We start from the raw sequence: 20,679 nt of genomic DNA on the forward strand, positions 1-20,679 counted from the left end.
CTGCGGGGACACACTGGGCACAGCGCTTGCCACCACTGGTTTCCACCCCCGCATGGTGCGGGAAATGAACCAGGAGAACGCTCATGAACTACTTGCCAGCCACTTCCGGGGCGCTTGGCGGCGCCACCTTCTCCGCCGCACCTGTACACGCGGATGTCAGCCGTGCCACAACAGACTCTGCCGCCCAGAGCCCAGAGCCTGCGCGGCGCAGCCGCACCCTCAGCGTGGGGCAGAAGCTGGCGGCCAGCTTTGGCATTCTGGGCTTCGCGGTGGCCTTGCTCGGCGCCACCACCTGGCTGACGGGCCAGGACACCAGCCGCCAGGCTACGCTGCTGACTGCAGAGCAGCTGCCCATTGAGCGCACGGTGCGGGACTGGAAAACGCAGTCTGTCTATATCGGCCAGATTGCATTGCGCGCCACGTTGTCGTCCGACGTGTTCCCGCTGGTGGCTGAGATGCGCAGCCAAATCGCCGCTGAAGACGCGATGCGCAAGCGCATTGAAGAAGCGATGGCCAAGGCGTCCTCCAGCGAGAGCGCCGGGCCGCTGTGGACCGAAGCCCAGGAGCAACGCCAGAAATATGCAGTGTTGCGGGATGCGCTGGTGCAAAACGCCCTCGAAGCCAAGATCATCAGCCAGAAGGAGTTGCAGGAACACGCTGCTGCGTTGACCCAGTACCTGCGCTCCATTGACCAGTTGCTCGCAGCCTCCGAGCAGTCATCCCTGAAAGCGGGTGACAGCATGATTACCGACGCGTCCCGTGCGCAATGGGTCAGTGCTGTGGCGGTGCTGGTGGTGGTGGCGCTGTCGGCGCTGTTTGGCTGGCTGCTGCGGCGCTCCATCGTGCTGCCGCTGCGCCAGGCCTGCGAAGCGGCGGATCTGGTGGCGCGGGGCGACCTGACGGTGCGCATGCAAACCCAGCGCACCGACGAGATTGGCCAGCTGCTCACGGCGCTGGACAAGATGGTCGAGTCGCTGCACTACGTGGTGACCGAGGTGCGTGACTCGGGCGAATCCATCCATGTGGCCAGCTCTGAGGTGGCCGCGGGCAACACTGACCTGAGCATGCGCACCGAGCATGCCGCCAGCAACCTGCAGCAGACGGCGGCCAGCATTGCGCAGCTGGCGCAGATGGTGGCCGCCAATGCCGACAGCACGCGCCAGGCCAATGCCCTGGCGCTGAACGCCACCGAAGTGGCCAGCAAAGGCGGCGAAGTGGTCAGCCAGGTGGTCAAGACCATGGAAGAGATCAACGCCAGTAGCAAGAAGATCGCCGACATCGTTGGCATCATTGATGGCATTGCGTTCCAGACGAATATCCTGGCACTGAACGCCGCCGTGGAGGCCGCCCGCGCGGGCGAACAGGGGCGCGGCTTTGCCGTGGTGGCCAGCGAAGTGCGGGGCCTCGCAGGGCGCAGTGCCAATGCGGCGCGCGAGATCAAGGCGCTGATCTCCACCAGCGTAGACAAGGTGAGTGACGGCGCCCGGCTGGTGGTCACCGCAGGTTCCACCATGGGCGACATCGTGCAGAGCGTGGAGCGGGTGACCACGCTGATGTCCGAGATCAACGAGGCCAGCAGCGAGCAGAGCACGCAGATCGGCCAGGTGAGCCAGGCGGTGGACCAACTCGACCACATGACGCAGCAGAACGCCGCGCTGGTGGAGCAGGGCGCCGCAGCGGCCCAGAGTCTCAAGGACCAGGCCAACCGGCTGGCGGGTGCGATGGGGCAGTTTCAACTCACGCGGGCAGCCGCGTGAGCGCCAGTGCCAGATACATCAATAAAAAAGGGCCTGCAGCGCAGGCCCTTTAAGCACTAGGTGCTATGAATTTTGATGGTGCTCACATGCCTGCATAGTTCGGACCGCCGCCGCCTTCAGGGGTGACCCACACGATGTTCTGCGTGGGGTCCTTGATGTCGCAGGTCTTGCAGTGCACGCAGTTCTGCGCATTGATCTGCAGACGCTGGGCATCACCGCCTTTGGTGGTGTCGGGCACGAACTCGTAAACGCCCGCCGGGCAATAGCGCGCCTCGGGGCCCGCGTACTTGGCCAGGTTGATGTTGACCGGCACGCTCGCGTCCTTGAGCGTCAGGTGGGCGGGCTGGTTCTCTTCATGGTTGGTGTTGCTGATGAACACGCTGGAGAGGCGGTCGAACGTGAGCTTGCCATCGGGCTTGGGGTAGACGATGGGTTTGCACTCGGCCGCAGGCTTGAGGTACGCGTGGTCGGGCTTGTCGCGGTGCAACGTCCAGGGGATGTGGCCGCGCAGCACAAATTGTTCGAAACCGTTCATCAGCGTGGCCGTGGTCAGGCCGTACTTGAACCAGTTCTTGAAGTTGCGGTCCTTGTTCAGTTCGGTGTGCAGCCAGCTCTTTTCAAAGGCTTCTGGGTAGGCTGTCAGCTCGTCGTGCTGGCGGCCAGCCACCACGGCGTCGTAGGCGGCTTCAGCGGCCAGCATGCCGGTCTTGATGGCGGCGTGGCTGCCCTTGATGCGGCCCACGTTCAGGTAGCCCGCATTGCAGCCCACCAGTGCGCCACCCGGGAACACGGTCTTGGGCAGGGCGTTGATGCCGCTGGCGTTGATGGCGCGCGCGCCGTACGACAGGCGCTTGGCCGTGATTTCGCCTTTTTCGTTTTCGAAGTAATAGCGGACGTTCGGGTGCGTCTTCCAGCGCTGGAATTCTTCAAACGGGCTGAGGTAGGGGTTCTGGTAGCCCAGGCCGGTCACAAAACCGACGGCGACTTTGTTGCCCTCCAGGTGGTACAGGAAGGCGCCGCCGTAGGTGTCGTTCTCCATGGGCCAGCCAGCGGTGTGCATCACAAAGCCGGGCTGGTGCTTCTTGGGGTCGATTTCCCAGAGTTCCTTCACGCCAATGCCAAAGCTCTGCGGGTCGCGGTCCTTGTCGAGCTGGTACTTGGCAATCAGCTGCTTGCCCAGGTGGCCGCGTGCGCCTTCGGCAAACACGGTGTATTTGCCCAGCAGCTCCATACCGAGCTGGAAGTTCTCGGTGGGCTCGCCGTCCTTGCCGATGCCCAGATTGCCCGTGGCCACACCCTTGACGGAGCCGTTGTCGTTGTAGAGGACCTCTGCGGCGGTAAAGCCGGGGAAGATTTCCACGCCCAGGGCCTCTGCCTGCTCGCCCAGCCACTTGGTCAGGTTGCCCAGGCTGATGATGTAGTTGCCATGGTTCTGCGCAAACGGTGGCAGGAACATGTTGGGCACGCGAAAGCCCGATTTTTCAGACAGGAAGATGTAGGCGTCGTCGGTGACGGGCTGGTTCAGGGGCGCGCCGCGCTTTTTCCAGTCGGGGATCAGCTCGGTGAGGGCCTTGGGATCCATGATGGCGCCCGACAGGATGTGCGCACCGGGCTCGGAGCCTTTTTCGAGCACCACGACCGAGACGTCCTGGCCTTTTTCGGCCGCCAGTTGCTTCAGGCGGATCGCAGTGGCAAGGCCGCCAGGGCCGCCGCCAACGACCACCACGTCGTATTCCATGGATTCGCGGGGGCCGTATTGGGCGAGGATTTCTTCGTTGGTCATGGGCTTCTCGTCGGGCGTTTGATAATGGATTATTTTCTACAGAGCGCCGACCGCGCCCTGTCTGTCTGGCGACTGATTGTATTCACGGAATATGGACAATCGAACGACCGTTCTATTTTGATCAGTAGGGAGACTCTAAATGGCATACAGCATCGACTTGTCCGGCCGCGTGGCCTTCATCACGGGCGCCTCCAGCGGCCTGGGCGCTCAGTTTGCCCGCACGTTGGCCCGCGCGGGCGCAGGCGTCGTGCTGGCCAGCCGCCGCGTGGAAAAGCTCAAGGAGCTGCGTGCGCGCATCGAAGGCGAGGGCGGTGATGCCCATGTGATCGAACTCGATGTGACCGACCACGACTCCATCAAGTCCGCCGTGGCCCATGCCGAGACCGAAATGGGCTCCATCGACATTCTGGTGAACAACTCGGGCGTGAGCACCACGCAGCGCATCCAGGACGTGACGCCCGAGGACTACGACTTCATCTTCGACACCAACGTGAAGGGCGCCTTCTTTGTGGCGCAAGAGGTGGGCAAGCGCATGCTGGCCCGCTCGCGCGGCGCGGCGCCGGGCAGCTTCACGGGCGGGCGCATCATCAACATTGCCTCGATGGCGGGCCTCAAGGTGTTGCCGCAGATCGGCGCCTATTGCATGAGCAAGGCCGCCGTGGTGCAGATGACCAAGGCCATGGCCATCGAATGGGGCAGGTTCGGCATCAACGTGAATGCGATCTGCCCGGGCTACATCGACACGGAAATCAATCACCACCACTGGCAGACCGAGCAGGGCAAGAAGCTCATCGACATGCTGCCCCGCAAGCGCGTGGGCAACGCGCAAGACCTGGATGCGCTGCTGGTGATGCTGGCCAGCGACCAGAGCCATTTCATCAATGGTGCGGTGATTGCTGCCGATGACGGCTTTGGGGTCTGATCCCTCGGGTGTGCGAAGCCATGAAGATTGAAATCCCGGAAGTCAAGAAGCGGGTTTTTGAAATGCGCTTCCCCGTGCGCTGGGGCGACATGGACGCTATGGGCCATGTCAATAACACGGTGTATTTCAGATACCTGGAGACGGCCCGCATCGAGTGGATGGTGTCCGTGGGCTGCAACCCCGATCCGCGCGGCCAGGGGCCGGTCATCGTCAATGCGTTCTGCAATTTCTACAAGCAGCTCGAATACCCGGCAGACGTGCTGCTCAAGCTCTACGTGAGCGACCCGGGCCGCACCACGTTTGAGACCTGGGGCACGATGGAGCGCGTGGACCAGCCCGGCGTGATTTGCGCGGCAGGTGGCGCCACCACCATCTGGGTGGACTTCCCGCAGCAGAAGGCAGCGCCCTTGCCGGACTGGATGCGGGCGCTGGTCTCTGCGGATTGAATTTGAGTGAAATTGGGATCTAGCGCTTATTGGTTAAGCGCTAGTAGCTATTAGATTGATAGTAAATGCGCCAGGGCACTTACTTCTGCTTGGGCACCCGTCCCATCAAGTAAAACTCTGGGTTGGGCTGCATGCCCGCAAAGCTGGCCATGCGGTTGCTCAGGCCAAAGAACGCAGTGATGGCCGCGATGTCCCAGATGTCCTCGTCGTCAAAACCATGGGCGTGCAGGGCCACAAAGTCGGCGTCCTCGACTTCGTGTGCGTCAAGGCAGACCTTCATCGCAAAGTCGAGCATGGCGCGCTGGCGCGGGCTGATGTCGGCCTTGCGGTAGTTCACGGCCACCTGGTCGGCGATGAGGGGTTTCTTTTCATAGATGCGCAGGATCGCGCCGTGCGCCACCACGCAATACAGGCACTGGTTGGCCGCGCTGGTGGTAGTGACGATCATCTCGCGCTCGCCCTTGGTCAGGCTGCCTTCTTCTTTCAGCATGAGTGCATCGTGGTACGCGAAGAACGCTCGCCACTCGGCCGGGCGGCGCGCAAAGGCCAGGAACACGTTGGGGATGAAGCCCGCCTTCTCCTGCACTTCCACGATGCGTGCGCGGATGTCTTCGGGCAGGGTGTTCAGGTCGGGAAAAGGGTAGCGGCTCACGGCGGTCTCCTGTGGTTTTTGTGAGTTGAGGTTGCGGGGCAAGTATCACGGATGCCACTGGGTGGCTCGTACAGGGCTTTGTGCGGGCGCGGCCGAATTGCCCGCCAGCGCATACGACAACTGGGTGGCCGCAGCCATCACTGTCTGCGCCAGCGCTTCGAGCTTTTCGGCCGGCAGGCGCGAGGCTGGGCCCGAAATACACACCGAGCCCATCAGCCGCCAGTGCATGCCAAACACCGGCGCCGACACCGTGGCCACGCCCTGTTCGCGCTCGCCAATCGACCAGTGGTAGCCCTTTTTTCGGATCTCTTCATAGGCCTTGCCCGGCTCGCCCGAAAACGCCAGGATCACACGGCCCGGCGATCCTTTGTCCAGCGGCAGGCCTTCGCCCATGCGTGCGTGGTGGCGCAGCGCCTGCGGGCCTTCCACACGCACAAGGCAGGTCCGCACATTGCCTTCGCGCACATAAAACGCGGCGCTTTCGCCCGTGGCAAGGGTCAGCTCGCGCAGCGCGGGCTCCAGCACGTTCTGCACGTCAAAACCGGCCTGGTAGCGTGCGCCCAGCCAGCCTGCCGCCGGGCCCAGGCGCCAGTCGCCATCCTCGCGCTGCACCATGAAACCCGACTGCGCCAGCGTGCGCGCGAGGCGCAGCACCGTGGTCTTGTGCAGGCCGCAGCGGCGGCTCAGCTCGGCCAGGGGCAGGCTGGATTCGCCCAGTGCAAAGGCTTCCAGCACCTGCAGGGCACGTGTGACGGCGATGACACCACCACCGGGTTCTACATCTGCCGGAGCCATGGGACGGGGCGCGGGGGCGAGGGGTTGGGAGGGCTTGGCGGGGTGGTTGCTCATGGTGCAATTCGTTTCATGGTGCGCAACTGCATTGTATGGGTTGAAACGTCTGCGTACAGTCGCACCCACGGCGCCGGACCAGAACACGGATCACAACAAAGGCCCTGCAGACCGGCGTGACGAACCACCACAACGGAGACAAATTCATGACCGCCTTCACTTCGCTTTCGCGCTCTCTGTGCGCTGCCTTCCTGGGCTTTGCGGCCGCAGCCGCACCCACCGGGGCCGCTCTGGCGCAGGCCGCTTACCCCAGCAAACCCATCCGCCTCATCGTGCCGTTCCCGCCCGGCGGCGGCACCGACATGATTGCGCGCACCGTGGCGCAAAAGCTCACGGACCAGAACAAGTGGAACGTGATCGTGGACAACCGCCCCGGCGCGGGCGGCAACCTGGGGGTGGACGCCGCCGCCAAGTCACCCGCCGACGGCTACACGCTCGTCATTGGCCAGACCAGCAACCTGGCCATCAACCCCACGCTGTACCCCAAGCTACCGTACGACCCGCTCAAGGACCTGGTGCCCGTGGCGCTCGTCTCGTCCTCGCCCATCGTGATGGCTGCGCCCATCAACTCACCCTTCAAGAGCTACGCCGATGTGGTGGCGGCCGCCAAGGGCAAGCCCGATGCGCTCACGCTGGGCTATTCGGGCAACGGCACCGTGGCCCACCTGGCCGGGGAGCTGGCCGAAAACGCCGCCGACATCAAGCTGCGCCACATCCCCTACAAGGGCGCGGCCCAGGCCATGACGGACCTGGTGGGCGGGCAGATCGACCTGTACATGTCGTCGGTGCCCACGCTGCTGGGCCAGGTGCGCAACGGCAAGCTCAAGGTGATTGCCATCACCTCGGCCAAGCGCTCGCCGCAACTGCCGGATGTGCCCACGCTGGCCGAGTCGGGCTACAAGGGCTTTGAGGCCGTGACCTGGTTCGGCATCCTGGCCCCTGCCGGTACGCCCACACCCATCCTGGCGCAGCTCAACAAGGCCATCAACGCGGCCCTGCAGCAGCCCGATGTGGCCGACAAGCTGCGCTCCGAAGGCGGCGATGTGCTGGGCGGCACCGCCGAGCAGTTCAGCGCGCTGCTCAAAGCCGAAGTGCCGCGCTGGGCCAAGATCGTCAAGGACTCCGGCGCCAGCCTGGACTGACGGGCTCACGCTGGGGGGGCGGTTTGTCCCGCGTATCTGCCCGCCCCACTTCTTCACCTTCGCATTTCGTCTGCACTTCGCCAGCTGCTGAGTCCGGGGCTGGTTGCGCTGCGGCATGGGCGCCTTGCACGCGCATCCCAGTCAGCCGCGCCCATTCGCTCCCCAGCATCTCCGCGTTCTTTCCAAGGATTCCCCATGAGCCAACTCCCTGAAATCATCCGCACCATCGACCGCGTGAGCGCCGACGTAGTGCAAAAAGCCGCCACCTACCAGGCCGCCATCCTGGCCGACGTGGCAGGCCGCCGCGGCACCATGCATGGCCGCGTGGCGCCCGTGCACCAGTCCATGAAGGTGGCAGGCCCTGCCTTCACCGTGGAAGTGCGCCCCGGCGACAACCTCATGATCCACGCCGCCATTGCCCTGGCCCAGCCCGGTGACGTGCTCGTGATCGACGGCAAGGGCGACCAGACGGCGGCGCTGATGGGCACGCTGATGCTCAGCGCTTGCAAGAAGCGCGGCCTGGCGGGCGTGATCGTGGACGCCGCCATCCGCGACAAGCTGGAAATTCTGGAGCTGGACTTCCCCGTGTTCAGCGCGGGCTTCAACCCCGCTGGACCCACCAAGTACGTGCCCGGCCGCATCAACCACCCCATCTGCGCCGGTGGTGCCGTGGTGAACGCGGGTGACCTGGTCGTGGGCGACGCCGATGGCGTGGTCGTCATCGAGCGCGAAAAAGCCCCCGCCATGCTGGCCCTGGCCGACAAGAAGGTGGCCGACGAAGCCGCCCGCATCGAAGCCATTGCACGCGGCGACACCGCATCGAAATGGCTGCCTGCCGCGCTGCGCGCTGCTGGCGTGCTGAAGGAAGGGGAATCGCTGTGAGCCAAACCATCATCGTCACCGGCGCCGATCTGGCGCAGCAAGCCCTGGACCTGCTCACGGGCTACGACATCGTCTACGCAGGCAAGACGCCGACCGAAGAGGACATGGTGGCCCTGTGCGGTGCGCACAACCCCGTGGCCATCATCGTGCGCTACGGCAAGGTGGGCGCTGTGGTGATGGACGCGGCCCCGGCGCTCAAGGTCATCTCCAAGCACGGCAGTGGCACCGACACCATCGACAAGGTGGCGGCCAAGGCCCGGGGCATTGAGGTGGTGGCCGCCGTAGGCGCCAACGCTGCGGCCGTGGCCGAGCAGGCGCTGGCGCTGCTGCTGGCCTGCGCCAAATCGGTGGTGCAGCTCGACGCGCGCATGCACGCGGGCCACTGGGACAAAGCCACGCACAAAAGCCTGGAGCTGGGTGGCCGCACCGTGGGCCTGGTGGGCCTGGGCGCCATCGGCCTGCGGTTTGCCAAGATGGCCGACGCCCTGGGCATGCGAGTGATCGGCTTTGACCCGTTTGCGAAGAGCCTGCCGGACTATGTGCAGAGTGTGTGCCTGGAGACGATCTGGCGCGAAGCCGATGCCGTGTCTCTGCACTGCCCGCTGACCGACGAGAACCGGGGCATGGTGAACGCCACCACGCTGGCGCAATGCAAGCGCGGCGTGATCGTGGTGAACACGGCGCGTGGCGGCCTGATCGACGAGGCTGCGCTGCTGGATGCCGTGCGCTCGGGCCAGGTGATGGCGGCGGGGCTGGACAGTTTTGCGGTCGAGCCGATGGTGGCGGGCCATCCCTTCCAGGGCGAGAAGCACTTCATCCTCAGCCCCCACATCGGCGGCGTGACCAGTGACGCCTACGTGAACATGGGCGTGGGCGCGGCGCAGAACCTGCTGGCCGTGCTGGCCCGGGTGCCTGGCGCAGCGATGGCTGCGGCCTGACGCCAGCCCCCTTCCTGAAAGCAAAGAGAAAAAAGGCACGGGGCAGGGCGCCTCGGCCCATGGAGACAAAGACATGCACACTATTTTGAGAAGAAAAACGGCCTCCGCGCGCGTCCATCATGCGCTGATAGCTATTATTTGTATAGCATGTAGCGCAGCAGGGGCGCAAACTGCGTTCCCCCACAAGCCCGTCAAGCTGGTGGTGGGTTTTGCCGCAGGCGGCCCCACCGACGTGGTGGCACGCGCGTTTGCCGACCACGCCAGCCGCGCGCTGGGCCAGCCCTTTGTGGTGGACAACAAGCCCGGCGCCAACACCATCCTGGCCGCCCAGGCGGTGGCCAGCGCGCCCGCCGACGGCTACACGCTGCTGTTTGGCGCCACCAACCACACCATGATCCCTGGGCTGTACGCCGGGCGGGTGAAGTTCGATGCGGTGAAGTCGTTCAAGCCGCTGTGCACCGTGGCCACCAGCCCCACGGTGCTGGTGGTGGGGCAGGCCCTGCCGGTGAAGTCGCTGGCTGAGTACATGGCCCGTGCGCGCAAGGAGCCGGGGCGTCTGTCCGCAGGCACGGCGGGCGTGGGCAGCTCAGGCCACTTTGCCACCGAGATGTTTGCCCGCGCCAACAGCCTGCAGCTGAACCACGTGCCCTACAAGGGCGCCGCGCCAGTGGTCACGGACCTGGTGGGCGGCCAGCTCGACAGCTCGTTTGCCACGCTGGGCTCGGTGCTGCCGCAGATCAAGAGCGGCAAGCTCACCGCGCTGGCCGTGGCATCGCCCAAGCGGTCGTCGCTGCTGCCCGACGTGGCCACGTTTGCCGAGGCCGGTGGCGGCAAGTATTCGGCCGACGCCTGGTATGGCCTGCTGGCCCCGGCGGGCCTGGACGACGCCATTGCCCAGCAGCTGGAGCGCGTGGCCAGGGAATTTGTGCAAAGCCCTGCGGCCAACGACAAGTTGCGCGGCCTGGGGCTGGACGCCGATGCCACCTGCGGCGCGGCGCTTGCCAGCCAGGTCGGCCGCGAAGTGGCCGCCTATACGCAGATTGCACGCGAGCTTGATCTGAAAGTGGATTGACCCCCCTGAGGCGCTTTGCGCCTTCCCCCCTCTCTCGCCTCGCTGCGCGATGCGGGAAGGGGGACGCAGCCAGTGCGGCGGGGTGGCCCTTGCATGGCTGCCTGCGCTTTGTCAGCGCCAGTTTCGCAGGCCATGGGCCAGCGATACCTGGTTGTTCTTCATGGATTGAATAGTTAAGGAGACTTCATGTTGCGTTTTCTCAAACCCTTGATCGCCGCCTGCGCCCTGGCTGCAGGCCTGGCCCACGCCGCCTTCCCCGAGCGGCCCATCACCCTCGTCGTGCCCTACGCCCCTGGCGGCGCGGCCGATGCGGTGGCCCGCGTGGTGGCCACCCGCCTGGGCGCCAAGCTGGGCGGCAGCGTGATTGTGGACAACAAGGCGGGCGCCAGTGGCACCATTGGCGCGAGTTTTGTGGCCAAGGCATCGGCGGATGGCTACACCATGCTGTACGACGCCACGCCGCACTCCATCAACCCGCACCTGTTCCCCAAGATGCCGTATGCCAGCACCGCGCTGCAGCCACTGTCGCTGGTGCTGCTGGCGCCCAATGTGCTCATCGTGAAGGCCGATGCGCCTTACAAGAATTTGGGCGAGCTGATCGCCAAGGCCAAGGCCCAGCCTGGCAAGATCAACTTTGCCTCGGGCGGCAGCGGCACGGTGCAGCGCCTGGCGGCGGAGCTGATGGCCCAGAAGCTGGGCCTGGACATGGTGCACGTGCCCTACAAGAGCGGCGGCCCCGCCATCACCGACGTGATCGCGGGCCAGGTGGACTTCATGTTCGGCACCGTGGCCGCCACCTACCCGCATGTGGCGGGCGGCAAGCTGCGCGCGCTGGCCGTGTCGGCGCCCGAGCGTTCCAGGCGCCTGCCCGACGTGCCCACGGTGGCCGAGGCGGCCATCCCCGGCTACGAGGCCTATGAGTGGAACGGCGTGTTTCTGCCTGCGGGCGTACCTGCCGACGTGGCCACCAAACTGCAGCAGGCCCTGCAAGAGGTGCTGAAGGAAGACGAAGTGAAACAGCGCCTGGCCGACCTGGGCGCCCAGCCCATCGGTTCCACGCCTGCAGAGTTTGCTGCCTTCCTCAAGAAGGAAGACAGCAAGTGGGGCGAGGTGGTGAAGAAGGGCAACATCAAACTCGACTGAGCCATGCCTTTGCCCGCGCTGACCACGCCCGTGCCGCACTCGGTGGGCCTGAACCGCCCGCAGCGCCTGCTGCCGCCCGGCGCGTGCGACAGCCACATGCACATCTTCGATGCACGTTTTGCACCGTCTGCCCACTGGCCGCGCACGCCGCCCGATGCGCCCGTGGCCGCCTATCGGCAGCTGCAGCAGCGCCTGGGCAGCACACGCACGGTGGTGGTCACGCCATCCACCTACGGCACTGACAACGCCTGCACGCTGGATGCGCTGGACCAGCTGGGTGACGACGCACGCGGCGTGGCCGTGGTGGACCCCAGCGTGAGCGATGCAGAGCTGGCCCGGCTGGCCGCGCGCCGCGTGTGCGGGCTGCGGGTCAACTTTGTCTCACCCCAATCGTGGGGCACCACCACGGCGCAGATGCTGAGCACGCTGGCGGGCAAGGTGGCACGGCATGCGGACTGCGGTGGCTGGCACATCCAGGTGTTCGCGCACCCGGAGCAGATCATGGCGCTGGCGCCTGTGCTGCAGGCGCTGCCGGTGCCGCTGGTCATCGACCACCTGGGGCGCATCGATCCGGCCGAAGGTCCATCGGCCCAAGCCTTTGGCGTGCTGCGCCGCTTGCTGGACGGGGGCAACACCTGGGTCAAGCTCTCGGGTGCCTACATGCGCTCTGCCGTGCAGGGCCCCAGCTACGCCGACACCCTGCCGCTGGGGCAAGCCCTGGTGCGGGTAGCCCCCAATCACCTGGTGTGGGGCAGCGACTGGCCCCACACCACCGAGGCGCCGGGCACCGTGAACGATGCCGGCCTGGTGGACCTGCTGCGCGCCTGGGCGGGCTCGGATGCCGCGATGGACCGTATCCTGGTGGACAACCCGGCGCGGCTGTATGGTTTCGGCACCACCTCCTGACAACGAAAGCCTCTTCCATGTTTCTGCTGCAATCCCCCGAGCTCCGCGAGCTGGCGTTTTTCAGCTCTATGCCCGACACTTTCCGCCGCCCCGAGCGCAGCGCCTGGGCCGATGCCAACCGGGGCGGCACTGTCACCGATTCGTTCCTCGAAGGCCCGGTGTTCGACGGCATGGGCAACCTGTACGTGACCGACATCCCCTGGGGCCGCATCTTCCGCATCGACCCGCAGGGCGCGTGGATGCTGGTGGCCGAGTACGACGGCGAGCCCAATGGGATGAAGTTCATGGATGCGGGCACGCTGCTCATCACCGACTACAAGAACGGGTTGATGCGGCTCGATATCGCGACCGGCAGGGTCACGCCGTACCTGGAGCGCCGCAACAGCGAACGCTTCAAGGGCGTGAACGATTTGATCTTCGACGCCGACGGCAACCTGTACTTCACCGACCAGGGCCAGAGCGGCCTGCACGACCCGAGCGGGCGCTTGTACCGGCTGCGCCCCAATGGCCAGCTCGACCTGTTGCTGGCCAACGTGCCCAGCCCCAATGGCGTGGCCCTGTCGCCCGACGGCCGCGTGCTGTACCTGGCCGCCACACGTGGCAACTGCGTGTGGCGCGTGCCGCTGCTGCCCGATGGCAGCGTGGCCAAGGTGGGGCAGTTCTTCACGTCGTATGGCCCGAGCGGCCCCGATGGGCTTGCGGTGGATGGGGCGGGGCGCCTGTTGGTGGCCAACCCGGGCCTGGGTTATGTGTGGGTGCTCAACCACCGGGCCGAGCCCGTGCTGGTGCTGCGGGGGCCGGCCGGAGCCTCCACCACAAATCTGGCTTATGGCGGGCAGGGAGGACAAACGGTGTTCGTGACCGATTCGACCCACGGCCACATCCTGCACGCACGGCTGGATGCGCCGGGGCTACCCCTGCACCGCTCGACCCCGGACTGAATGTCGGGCCAAAGGGCAAGGGCGTTTTCAGAGCTTTACTGGGCTGCAGCGACCTTTGCGGCGCCGCGATAGCGCGACAGCCAGTGCGCGTAGGGCGCGGGCAGCGTGTTCCATTCAGGCTTTTGCACGCCCAGCACCTGCGCCAGGTGGTATGTGTAGTGCGGATTGGACAGGTGGGCGCGGCCGATCATCACCAGATCCATCTGGCCGTCGGCCACTGCACGTTCAGCGATTTTCGGGTCATCGATGCCCCACGACGAGGCCACGGGCAGGTCGGCTTCGCTGCGCACGCGCTGTGCGACCGGGGCCAGGAAGGCGGGGGTTGCCCAGGGAATCTGCGTCTCGGCAATCACGAAGTTCGCGCTGACGTTGACCATATCCAAGCCACGTTCGCGCATCTGGCGCACCAGCTCAATGGACTCGGCCACGGTTTCCTCGTCGCGTCCGTCGTATTCGATGACTCCGAAGCGTGCCGTGAGTGGCAGGTGCGCGGGCCACACCTTGCGCACGGCCTCCACGGTTTCCAGCAGAAAGCGCGCGCGGTTGTCAAAGCTGCCGCCGTACTGGTCGGTGCGCTGGTTGCTGTGGGGCGAGAAGAAGCTCTGCGCCAGGTAGCCGTGGGCAAAGTGCAGTTCCAGCCACTCGAACCCTGCGGCCAGTGCGCGACGTGCGGCGGCCACAAAGTCGGCCTGCACGCGGGCAATGTCTTGCAGTGTCATGGCCTGGGGTACCCGGGGCAGACTGCCGCCGTAAGCAATGGCGGACGGTGCTATCGGCTGCCAGGCACGCGCGTCGTTCTCGGGAATGTGGTCATCGCCTTCCCAGGGGCGTTGGGCGCTGGCCTTGCGGCCTGCGTGGGCGATCTGGATGCCGGGCACGGCGCCAGCGGCCTTGATGCTGGCGGCGATGCGGCCCATGCCTTCGACGTGCTGGTCGTTCCAAAGGCCTGTGCAGGCCGGGGTGATGCGGCCTTCGGGCGATACGCCCGTGGCCTCGACAATCACCAGGCCTGCGCCGCCGCGAGCGAGACCGGCGTAATGCGCCTGGTGCCATTCATTGGTGAAGCCATCCACCGCGCTGTACTGGCACATCGGCGGGATCGCGATGCGGTTGCGCAGGGTGACGCTTTTGAGCTGGAACGGTGTGAACAGGGCAGACATGCAGCTTGCTTTCTTGTCGGTTAAATAGAAAAGGAATTTCGGTCTGAGGGCGGGGGCAAAGACACCACGGCCACGCAGAGTGAAGATGGTGGGTACGATGCAGCCATAAACCAAATCGATAGTTCTTATTTCTGAAATCATGGCAATTGATATCAGGGCCATGGACCTGAACCTGCTCAAGGCACTGGATGCCTTGCTCGACGAACGCAGCGTAACCCGCGCCGCCCAGCGCCTGTCGCTCACCCAGCCTGCGGTGAGCGGCATGCTGACCCGGCTGCGCGAAAGCTTCGATGACCCGCTATTCGTGCGTACACAGCGTGGCATTACGCCCACGCTGCGCGCACAGGAGCTGGCCGCGCCGGTCAAGGAACTGCTGGGTGGGATCGAGTCGCTGCTGCAACCTCAGGTCTTTGACCCTGCCACGGCGCAGATGACGGTGCAGCTCGCATCCACCGACTATGCGTTGCAGGCGGTGGTGGTGCCATTCCTGGCCATGCTGCGTCGCCGCGCGCCCGGCGTGCGTGTGGCCGTGGTGCCGGCCCAGCATCTGCCGGTGTACGAGCGGCTGGAGCGGGGCGATATCGATCTGGCCCTGATCAGCCCCGAGAACACGGCGCCCGACCTGTATGCCCGTCACCTGTTTGACGAGCGCTACGTGTGCGTGATGCGCGCCGGGCACCCGGATGCGAAAGGCGGCGCGCTGTCGCTGGACCGCTTCTGCGCGCTGGACCATGCGCTCATCTCGTACACGGGCGGCAGCTTCTGCGGCGTGACGGACGAGGTGCTGGCACGCCTGGGCCGGTCGCGCCGGGTGGTGCTGTCGATCACCAGCTTTCTGGTGCTGCCGGAGATCCTGCGCAATAGCGACCTGATCGCGGTGGTGCCCCAGCGGGTGGTAGCTGATGCACGCGGGCTGGTTGTGCTGGAGCCACCAGTGGCCATACCTGGCTTCGTTAAAACTGCTGCTTGGCATGAACGCACCCACCGCTCGCCGGGGCATCGCTGGGTCCGCTCGGTGCTGTTCGATACGTGTGGGTGCAAGGAGGTCGGTAGTCCGCTGCATTTGCCGAAATTAGAGAAAAACTATTGAATTAATCAAAACTATTGCCTTTTCATAAGGAAATGCACTCCATAACATCGGCTGATCACCAACGCCAACAGGAGTGCCTCATGACACAAGAGACCAACAAGTGCCCGTTTGACCACACCAAGGCTGCCGCGCCCAAGGGCCGTGGCAATGCCGACTGGTGGCCAGACCAGCTCAATATCCGTCCCCTGAACCAGAACTCCCCGCTCACCGATCCCATGGGCGACGGCTTCGATTACGCAAAAGAATTCAAGAGCCTGGACCTTGCTGCCGTAAAGGCCGACCTGCATGCATTGATGACCGATTCGCAGGACTGGTGGCCCGCAGACTTTGGCCACTACGGGCCATTGTTTGTGCGCATGGCCTGGCACAGCGCCGGAACCTACCGCCTGGCGGACGGACGTGGCGGCGCCGGGGCAGGGCAGCAGCGGTTTGCGCCGCTCAATAGCTGGCCCGACAACGCCAATCTGGACAAGGCACGCCGCCTGCTCTGGCCCATCAAGCAGAAGTACGGCCGCAAGATCTCGTGGGCCGACCTGATGATCTTGACCGGCAACGTGGCACTGGAGTCCATGGGCTTCAAGACCTTCGGCTTTGCCGGTGGTCGCCCCGACGTGTGGGAACCCGATGAAAACGTGTACTGGGGCGCAGAGACCACATGGCTCGGCGGCGATAAGCGCTACAGCGGCGAGCGCGACCTGGCCAAGCCCCTGGCCGCCGTGCAGATGGGCCTGATCTACGTGAACCCCGAAGGCCCGAACGGCAACCCTGACCCCCTGGCCGCAGCGCGCGACATCCGCGACACCTTTGCCCGCATGGCGATGGACGATGAAGAAACCGTGGCGCTCATCGCGGGTGGCCATACCTTTGGCAAGACCCATGGCGCGGGCGATGCCGCGCTGGTGGGCAAGGAGCCCGAAGGCGCAGGCATCGAGGAGCAGGGCCTGGGCTGGAAGAGCAGCCATGGTTCTGGCAAGGGCGGCGACACCATCACCAGCGGCCTGGAAGTCACCTGGACCACCACGCCCACGAAGTGGAGCAACAACTTCTTCGAAAACCTGTTCGGCTTTGAGTGGGAGCTGACCAAGAGCCCGGCCGGTGCCCACCAGTGGACGGCCAAAGGTGCCGAGGCCACGATTCCACACGCGCACGATGCGTCGAAGAAGCTGGTACCCACGATGCTCACCACCGACCTGTCGCTGCGGTTTGATCCGGCTTACGAGAAGATCTCGCGCCGCTTCCTGGAGCACCCTGAGCAGTTTGCCGACGCATTTGCGCGCGCCTGGTTCAAGCTCACACACCGCGACATGGGGCCGCGTGCACGCTACCTGGGCCCTGAAGTGCCCGCCGAAGTGCTGGTCTGGCAAGACCCTGTTCCTGCAGTGGACCATGCTCTGGTCAACGAACAAGACATCACGGCACTCAAGTCCAAGGTGTTGGCGTCGGGCCTCTCGATCTCTGAGCTGGTATCGACGGCCTGGGCTTCTGCCTCAACTTTCCGAGGCGGCGACAAGCGCGGCGGAGCCAATGGGGCGCGCATTCGTCTGGCTCCGCAGAAGGACTGGGACGTAAACCAGCCTGCACAACTGGCCAAGGTGCTGGGCCAGCTCGAAGCCATCCAGCGCGCGTTCAACGCCGAGCAGACGGGCGGCAAGAAAATCTCGCTGGCCGACCTCATCGTGCTGGCCGGTGGCGCCGCTGTGGAGGCTGCCGCGAAGCGAGGCGGGCAGGACGTGACCGTGCCTTTCACCCCCGGCCGCACCGACGCCTCGCAGGAGCAAACCGATGTGCCATCGTTCGAAGTGATGGAGCCCGTGGCCGATGGCTTTCGCAACTACGTGCGCCCCGGGCTGGAGGGCGCTGTGGCCGAACTGCTGATCGACCGCGCGAACCAGCTGACCTTGACTGCGCCAGAGATGACGGTGCTGGTCGGCGGTTTGCGGGTACTGGGTGCCAACATGGGCCAGGCGCCTCACGGAGCTTTCACGCAGCGCCCGGAAACGTTGAGCAATGACTTCTTTGTGAACCTGCTCGACATGCGCACCCAATGGCAGAAGTCAGCGAGCGCAACCGGTGTGCTGGAAGGGGTGGACCGCAGCACAGGCGCCAAGAAATGGACCGGCACCGTGGTCGACCTCGTGTTTGGCTCGAATTCCGTTCTCCGTGCGCTGGCCGAGGTCTATGCCAGCAGCGATGCCCAGGCCGTGTTTGTGCAGGACTTCGCCCGCGCCTGGACCAAGGTGATGAACCTGGATCGCTTTGATCTCGCGGCAGCGTAAACCTGGGGCTCAGCACTTTGACAAAGCCACCTGCCTGGCCCTTCACGGGGTATGGCAGGTGGCTTTGTGTTTTTCGTGCAGGCGCTGCGGCTACGATGGCGGCCCCAACTGAACCGGAGAGCCCGCATGACACAACAACTCCCATCCACCAAGGACTTCGAAAAAGGTCTGGCCACACGCAAGCAGGTCATGGGCGAGGACTTTGTCGCCAATGCCTTTGGCAATGCCACGGCGTTCACCCAGCCGATCCAGGAGTTCATCACCCGCAATGCCTGGGGCGATGTATGGCAGCGGCCGGGGCTGGACATGAAGACGCGCAGCTTGATCACGGTGGCGTTTCTTACCGCGCTGGGCAAGCAGCATGAGCTTAAGGGCCACGTGCGCGGCGCGCTCAACAACGGCGCTACAGCGGCAGAGATCCAGGAAGTGTTGCTGCACGCCAGCATCTACTGCGGCCTGCCGACGGCAGTCGAGGCTTTTCGCACAGCTGCTGACGTGATCGACGGCCCGAAGTAGGGCTCAACCAGCGAGCAATTTGTGTACTAGGTCGGCAGCGGTGGATGCGTTGTACTTGCGCATGAGGCGTGCCCGGTAAATCTCCACCGTGCGGTGGCTGATCTCCAGGGCCCGGCCGATCTCCTTGGAAGTCAGTCCCTCCAACAGGCGCGCGGCCACCTCGCGTTCGCGGCCTGTCAACTCGGCCTTCACGGGGCGTTGCGAACTCAGGTCTTCAAAGCTCCAGATGCCTGATTCATGCGGGGCATCTCGGTTGAGTGCACGGCCTGACACATGGCACCAGAAGACCTCACCGTTGGCACGCTTCATGATGCGGTTGTCGGCGTAGTGGCCCTTGGCGTTCAGAATAGGTTCCATGTGCGCCCCAAGGCGCTCGTATTCGTCGGCGCTTGGATAAAGTATCTGGAACGACTGACCGATGAGCACCTCGCGCGAGGCGCCGAACATCTCGCACACATGCCGGTTGCAATCGACCATGGTGCGGTTGCGCGACAGCACTAGGCCCACGGGGGCCATGTCAAAAGCGAGTCGGTAATCAACGTCCATTGGCAACGTCCATAGTGCAAGTCTTTACGGGATACTACTTAATCGGGTACGTAGTATCGTAGCGCATCCAAATTCACAAGGAGATCGTGGTGAACAAGTTATTCCCCTCCGCAGCTGAGGCCCTCAAGGGCGTGGTTGCAGACGGCCAGCTCATGGCTGTGGGTGGTTTCGGTTTGTGTGGCATCCCTGAAGCGCTGATCGACGCCTTGCGCGATTCCGGCGTCAAGAACCTCACCGTGATTTCCAACAACGCAGGTGTGGATGGCTTTGGCTTGGGCAAGCTGCTGGAAACCCGCCAGATCAAGAAGATGATTTCGTCCTACGTGGGCGAAAACAAGGAGTTCGAGCGCCAATACCTTGCCGGCGAGCTGGAGCTGGAGTTCACGCCCCAGGGCACGCTGGCCGAGAAGCTGCGTGCAGGCGGCGCGGGCATTCCTGCTTTCTTTACCAAGACCGGTGTGGGCACCATCGTGGCCGAGGGCAAGGAACTGCGCGAGTTCGACGGCGAAACCTATGTGATGGAACGCTCGCTCGTGCCCGAGGTGGCGCTGGTCAAGGCGCACCGCGCCGACAAGTCGGGCAACCTGCAGTTCCGTCTGACGGCCCGTAACTTCAATCCTGCCGCTGCCATGGCCGGCAAGGTCTGCATCGTTGAAGTGGAAGAGGTGGTGGAAACCGGTGCCATGGTGCCGGACCAGATCCATCTGCCCGGCATCTATGTGCACCGCATCGTGCACAACCCGAACCCGGAAAAGCGCATCGAAAAGCGCACCATCACTGAGAAGGCGGGCGTTTAAGCCTGCGTTTATCGAAAAGCAGGCGTGCAAGCCTGCCGTCACCGAACAAGCTGGAGAAATACATATGTCGTGGAGTCAAGACCAAATGGCGGCGCGTGCCGCCCATGAGCTCGAAGACGGCTTTTACGTGAATCTGGGTATTGGCATCCCTACGCTGGTGGCCAATTTCGTGCCCGCCGACAAGGAAGTGTGGCTGCAGTCCGAAAACGGCATGCTTGGCATCGGCCCGTTCCCCAACGAAGATGAGGTGGATGCGGACCTGATCAACGCTGGCAAGCAGACCGTGACCACCATCAAGGGCTCGTCCATCTTTGGCAGCCATGACAGCTTTGCCATGATCCGTGGCGGCAAGATCAACCTGTCCATCCTGGGCGCCATGCAGGTCAGCGAAAAGGGCGATCTGGCCAACTGGATGATCCCCGGGAAGATGGTCAAGGGCATGGGCGGCGCGATGGACCTGGTGGCGGGTGTCAAGCGCGTGATCGTGCTCATGGAACACGTTGCCAAGAAGAAGGACGGCACCGAAGACCTGAAGATCCTGCCCCAGTGCACGCTGCCGCTGACGGGCGTGGGCGTGGTCGACCGCATCATCACCGACCTGGCGGTGATGGACGTCACCCCCCAAGGCCTGAAGGTGGTGGAACTGGCTCCGGGCGTGACGTTTGATGCCCTGCAAGCCAAAACGGGCGTGACGCTGATTCCTTGACCGTTGTTGGGGGCGTTCCTCAAACGCAAAAAAAGCCGAGGCCCCGTGAGGGGCCTCGGCTTTTGAGCATGAGACTGCGTCGGCGTGCCGACCGCAGCACCTGCCGTGCAAATTACATGGCGCTGAATTCGCCCGAAGGGATCTTGCCAGTGCGC

20 protein-coding genes are annotated in these 20,679 nt (G+C 64.6%); 15 read left to right on the forward strand and 5 right to left on the reverse strand.

The window, feature by feature from the left end; all coding sequences use genetic code 11:
• The first annotated feature begins 83 nt into the window (after positions 1 to 83).
• Positions 84 to 1,757 carry a methyl-accepting chemotaxis protein gene (locus KW832_RS09875; RefSeq protein ID WP_218299712.1) on the forward strand — a complete coding sequence of 558 codons (1,674 nt, stop codon included), beginning with the start codon at positions 84 to 86 and terminating at the stop codon, positions 1,755 to 1,757.
• An 82-nt stretch (positions 1,758 to 1,839) separates the two neighbouring features.
• Here the strand turns inward: KW832_RS09875 and KW832_RS09880 are convergent, their stop codons facing one another.
• Positions 1,840 to 3,540 (reverse strand): electron transfer flavoprotein-ubiquinone oxidoreductase, encoded by a 1,701-nt coding sequence (locus KW832_RS09880; RefSeq protein WP_055402390.1) that lies wholly within the window; start codon positions 3,538 to 3,540, stop codon positions 1,840 to 1,842.
• A 139-nt stretch (positions 3,541 to 3,679) separates the two neighbouring features.
• Between KW832_RS09880 and KW832_RS09885 the strand changes: the two genes are divergently transcribed.
• Both KW832_RS09885 and KW832_RS09890 read left to right on the forward strand, forming a co-directional pair.
• A complete protein-coding gene (locus KW832_RS09885) occupies positions 3,680 to 4,462 on the forward strand; it encodes an SDR family oxidoreductase (RefSeq protein ID WP_055402392.1) in 783 nt (260 codons plus the stop codon).
• A gap of 20 nt (positions 4,463 to 4,482) precedes the next feature.
• Positions 4,483 to 4,908, forward strand: a complete 426-nt coding sequence (locus KW832_RS09890; protein WP_218299713.1) for a thioesterase family protein — start codon at positions 4,483 to 4,485, stop codon at positions 4,906 to 4,908.
• A gap of 79 nt (positions 4,909 to 4,987) precedes the next feature.
• Here the strand turns inward: KW832_RS09890 and KW832_RS09895 are convergent, their stop codons facing one another.
• A complete protein-coding gene (locus KW832_RS09895; RefSeq protein ID WP_218299714.1) occupies positions 4,988 to 5,560 on the reverse strand; it encodes a peroxidase-related enzyme in 573 nt (190 codons plus the stop codon).
• A gap of 45 nt (positions 5,561 to 5,605) precedes the next feature.
• Entirely contained in the window at positions 5,606 to 6,409 is an 804-nt protein-coding gene (locus KW832_RS09900) for an IclR family transcriptional regulator (RefSeq protein ID WP_370628670.1), read from the reverse strand.
• A gap of 146 nt (positions 6,410 to 6,555) precedes the next feature.
• On the opposite strand from KW832_RS09900, the gene KW832_RS09905 reads away from it, so the two are divergent.
• The 7 genes from KW832_RS09905 (at position 6,556) to KW832_RS09935 (ending at position 13,433) form a co-directional block, all read left to right on the forward strand.
• Positions 6,556 to 7,551, forward strand: coding sequence for a tripartite tricarboxylate transporter substrate binding protein (locus KW832_RS09905; protein WP_121422712.1), 996 nt, complete (start codon positions 6,556 to 6,558; stop codon positions 7,549 to 7,551).
• A gap of 195 nt (positions 7,552 to 7,746) precedes the next feature.
• A complete protein-coding gene (locus tag KW832_RS09910) occupies positions 7,747 to 8,433 on the forward strand; it encodes an RraA family protein (protein ID WP_176885822.1) in 687 nt (228 codons plus the stop codon).
• Positions 8,430 to 9,371: an NAD(P)-dependent oxidoreductase gene (locus tag KW832_RS09915; RefSeq protein WP_218299715.1), complete on the forward strand. Its 942-nt coding sequence runs from the start codon at positions 8,430 to 8,432 to the stop codon at positions 9,369 to 9,371. The genes KW832_RS09910 and KW832_RS09915 overlap by 4 nt, the downstream gene beginning before the upstream one ends.
• Before the next feature lie 73 nt (positions 9,372 to 9,444).
• A complete protein-coding gene (locus tag KW832_RS09920; RefSeq protein WP_218299716.1) occupies positions 9,445 to 10,443 on the forward strand; it encodes a tripartite tricarboxylate transporter substrate binding protein in 999 nt (332 codons plus the stop codon).
• 186 nt (positions 10,444 to 10,629) lie between these two features.
• Positions 10,630 to 11,586 (forward strand): tripartite tricarboxylate transporter substrate binding protein, encoded by a 957-nt coding sequence (locus tag KW832_RS09925; protein ID WP_218299717.1) that lies wholly within the window; start codon positions 10,630 to 10,632, stop codon positions 11,584 to 11,586.
• 3 nt (positions 11,587 to 11,589) lie between these two features.
• The gene (locus KW832_RS09930; protein ID WP_218299718.1) at positions 11,590 to 12,492 is read left to right on the forward strand and encodes an amidohydrolase; all 903 of its coding nucleotides are present in this window, start codon (positions 11,590 to 11,592) and stop codon (positions 12,490 to 12,492) included.
• Positions 12,493 to 12,509: 17 nt separating this feature from the next.
• The gene (locus KW832_RS09935) at positions 12,510 to 13,433 is read left to right on the forward strand and encodes an SMP-30/gluconolactonase/LRE family protein (protein ID WP_218299719.1); all 924 of its coding nucleotides are present in this window, start codon (positions 12,510 to 12,512) and stop codon (positions 13,431 to 13,433) included.
• A gap of 35 nt (positions 13,434 to 13,468) precedes the next feature.
• Here the strand turns inward: KW832_RS09935 and KW832_RS09940 are convergent, their stop codons facing one another.
• Complete coding sequence (locus KW832_RS09940; protein ID WP_218299720.1) at positions 13,469 to 14,593, reverse strand: NADH:flavin oxidoreductase/NADH oxidase; 1,125 nt, start codon at positions 14,591 to 14,593, stop codon at positions 13,469 to 13,471.
• A 139-nt stretch (positions 14,594 to 14,732) separates the two neighbouring features.
• Between KW832_RS09940 and KW832_RS09945 the strand changes: the two genes are divergently transcribed.
• From KW832_RS09945 to KW832_RS09955, 3 genes are all read left to right on the forward strand, one after another.
• Positions 14,733 to 15,683: a LysR family transcriptional regulator gene (locus tag KW832_RS09945; protein ID WP_218299721.1), complete on the forward strand. Its 951-nt coding sequence runs from the start codon at positions 14,733 to 14,735 to the stop codon at positions 15,681 to 15,683.
• An 80-nt stretch (positions 15,684 to 15,763) separates the two neighbouring features.
• The gene (katG, locus tag KW832_RS09950) at positions 15,764 to 17,959 is read left to right on the forward strand and encodes a catalase/peroxidase HPI (RefSeq protein WP_218299722.1); all 2,196 of its coding nucleotides are present in this window, start codon (positions 15,764 to 15,766) and stop codon (positions 17,957 to 17,959) included.
• A gap of 126 nt (positions 17,960 to 18,085) precedes the next feature.
• Entirely contained in the window at positions 18,086 to 18,475 is a 390-nt protein-coding gene (locus tag KW832_RS09955; protein ID WP_121422713.1) for a carboxymuconolactone decarboxylase family protein, read from the forward strand.
• A 3-nt stretch (positions 18,476 to 18,478) separates the two neighbouring features.
• Here the strand turns inward: KW832_RS09955 and KW832_RS09960 are convergent, their stop codons facing one another.
• A complete protein-coding gene (locus KW832_RS09960; RefSeq protein ID WP_055402413.1) occupies positions 18,479 to 19,021 on the reverse strand; it encodes a PAS and helix-turn-helix domain-containing protein in 543 nt (180 codons plus the stop codon).
• 89 nt (positions 19,022 to 19,110) lie between these two features.
• Here KW832_RS09960 and KW832_RS09965 point away from each other — a divergent pair, with 89 nt between their 5' ends.
• Together KW832_RS09965 and KW832_RS09970 are read left to right on the forward strand one after the other, a co-directional pair.
• On the forward strand, positions 19,111 to 19,818 hold the full coding sequence (locus KW832_RS09965) for a CoA transferase subunit A (protein WP_055402415.1): 708 nt from the start codon (positions 19,111 to 19,113) through the stop codon (positions 19,816 to 19,818).
• A 64-nt stretch (positions 19,819 to 19,882) separates the two neighbouring features.
• Positions 19,883 to 20,524 carry a CoA transferase subunit B gene (locus KW832_RS09970; RefSeq protein WP_055402417.1) on the forward strand — a complete coding sequence of 214 codons (642 nt, stop codon included), beginning with the start codon at positions 19,883 to 19,885 and terminating at the stop codon, positions 20,522 to 20,524.
• Positions 20,525 to 20,679: the final 155 nt, after the last annotated feature.

It is taken from the genome of Acidovorax sp. sif0632, assembly GCF_019218805.1.
GTDB lineage: Bacteria > Pseudomonadota > Gammaproteobacteria > Burkholderiales > Burkholderiaceae_C > Acidovorax > Acidovorax facilis.

What these genes read in the sequence shown, in the direction of transcription:
- KW832_RS09935 (WP_218299719.1), top strand. Translation starts at nt 12,510, where the DNA reads ATGTTTCTGCTGCAATCCCCCGAGCTCCGCGAGCTGGCGTTTTTCAGC.
- KW832_RS09905 (WP_121422712.1), top strand. Translation starts at nt 6,556, where the DNA reads ATGACCGCCTTCACTTCGCTTTCGCGCTCTCTGTGCGCTGCCTTCCTG.
- KW832_RS09955 (WP_121422713.1), top strand. Translation starts at nt 18,086, where the DNA reads ATGACACAACAACTCCCATCCACCAAGGACTTCGAAAAAGGTCTGGCC.
- KW832_RS09960 (WP_055402413.1), bottom strand. Translation starts at nt 19,021, where the DNA reads ATGGACGTTGATTACCGACTCGCTTTTGACATGGCCCCCGTGGGCCTA.
- KW832_RS09945 (WP_218299721.1), top strand. Translation starts at nt 14,733, where the DNA reads ATGGCAATTGATATCAGGGCCATGGACCTGAACCTGCTCAAGGCACTG.
- KW832_RS09920 (WP_218299716.1), top strand. Translation starts at nt 9,445, where the DNA reads ATGCACACTATTTTGAGAAGAAAAACGGCCTCCGCGCGCGTCCATCAT.
- katG (WP_218299722.1), top strand. Translation starts at nt 15,764, where the DNA reads ATGACACAAGAGACCAACAAGTGCCCGTTTGACCACACCAAGGCTGCC.
- KW832_RS09930 (WP_218299718.1), top strand. Translation starts at nt 11,590, where the DNA reads ATGCCTTTGCCCGCGCTGACCACGCCCGTGCCGCACTCGGTGGGCCTG.
- KW832_RS09890 (WP_218299713.1), top strand. Translation starts at nt 4,483, where the DNA reads ATGAAGATTGAAATCCCGGAAGTCAAGAAGCGGGTTTTTGAAATGCGC.
- KW832_RS09925 (WP_218299717.1), top strand. Translation starts at nt 10,630, where the DNA reads ATGTTGCGTTTTCTCAAACCCTTGATCGCCGCCTGCGCCCTGGCTGCA.
- KW832_RS09970 (WP_055402417.1), top strand. Translation starts at nt 19,883, where the DNA reads ATGTCGTGGAGTCAAGACCAAATGGCGGCGCGTGCCGCCCATGAGCTC.
- KW832_RS09940 (WP_218299720.1), bottom strand. Translation starts at nt 14,593, where the DNA reads ATGTCTGCCCTGTTCACACCGTTCCAGCTCAAAAGCGTCACCCTGCGC.
- KW832_RS09910 (WP_176885822.1), top strand. Translation starts at nt 7,747, where the DNA reads ATGAGCCAACTCCCTGAAATCATCCGCACCATCGACCGCGTGAGCGCC.
- KW832_RS09880 (WP_055402390.1), bottom strand. Translation starts at nt 3,540, where the DNA reads ATGACCAACGAAGAAATCCTCGCCCAATACGGCCCCCGCGAATCCATG.
- KW832_RS09900 (WP_370628670.1), bottom strand. Translation starts at nt 6,409, where the DNA reads ATGAGCAACCACCCCGCCAAGCCCTCCCAACCCCTCGCCCCCGCGCCC.
- KW832_RS09875 (WP_218299712.1), top strand. Translation starts at nt 84, where the DNA reads ATGAACTACTTGCCAGCCACTTCCGGGGCGCTTGGCGGCGCCACCTTC.
- KW832_RS09885 (WP_055402392.1), top strand. Translation starts at nt 3,680, where the DNA reads ATGGCATACAGCATCGACTTGTCCGGCCGCGTGGCCTTCATCACGGGC.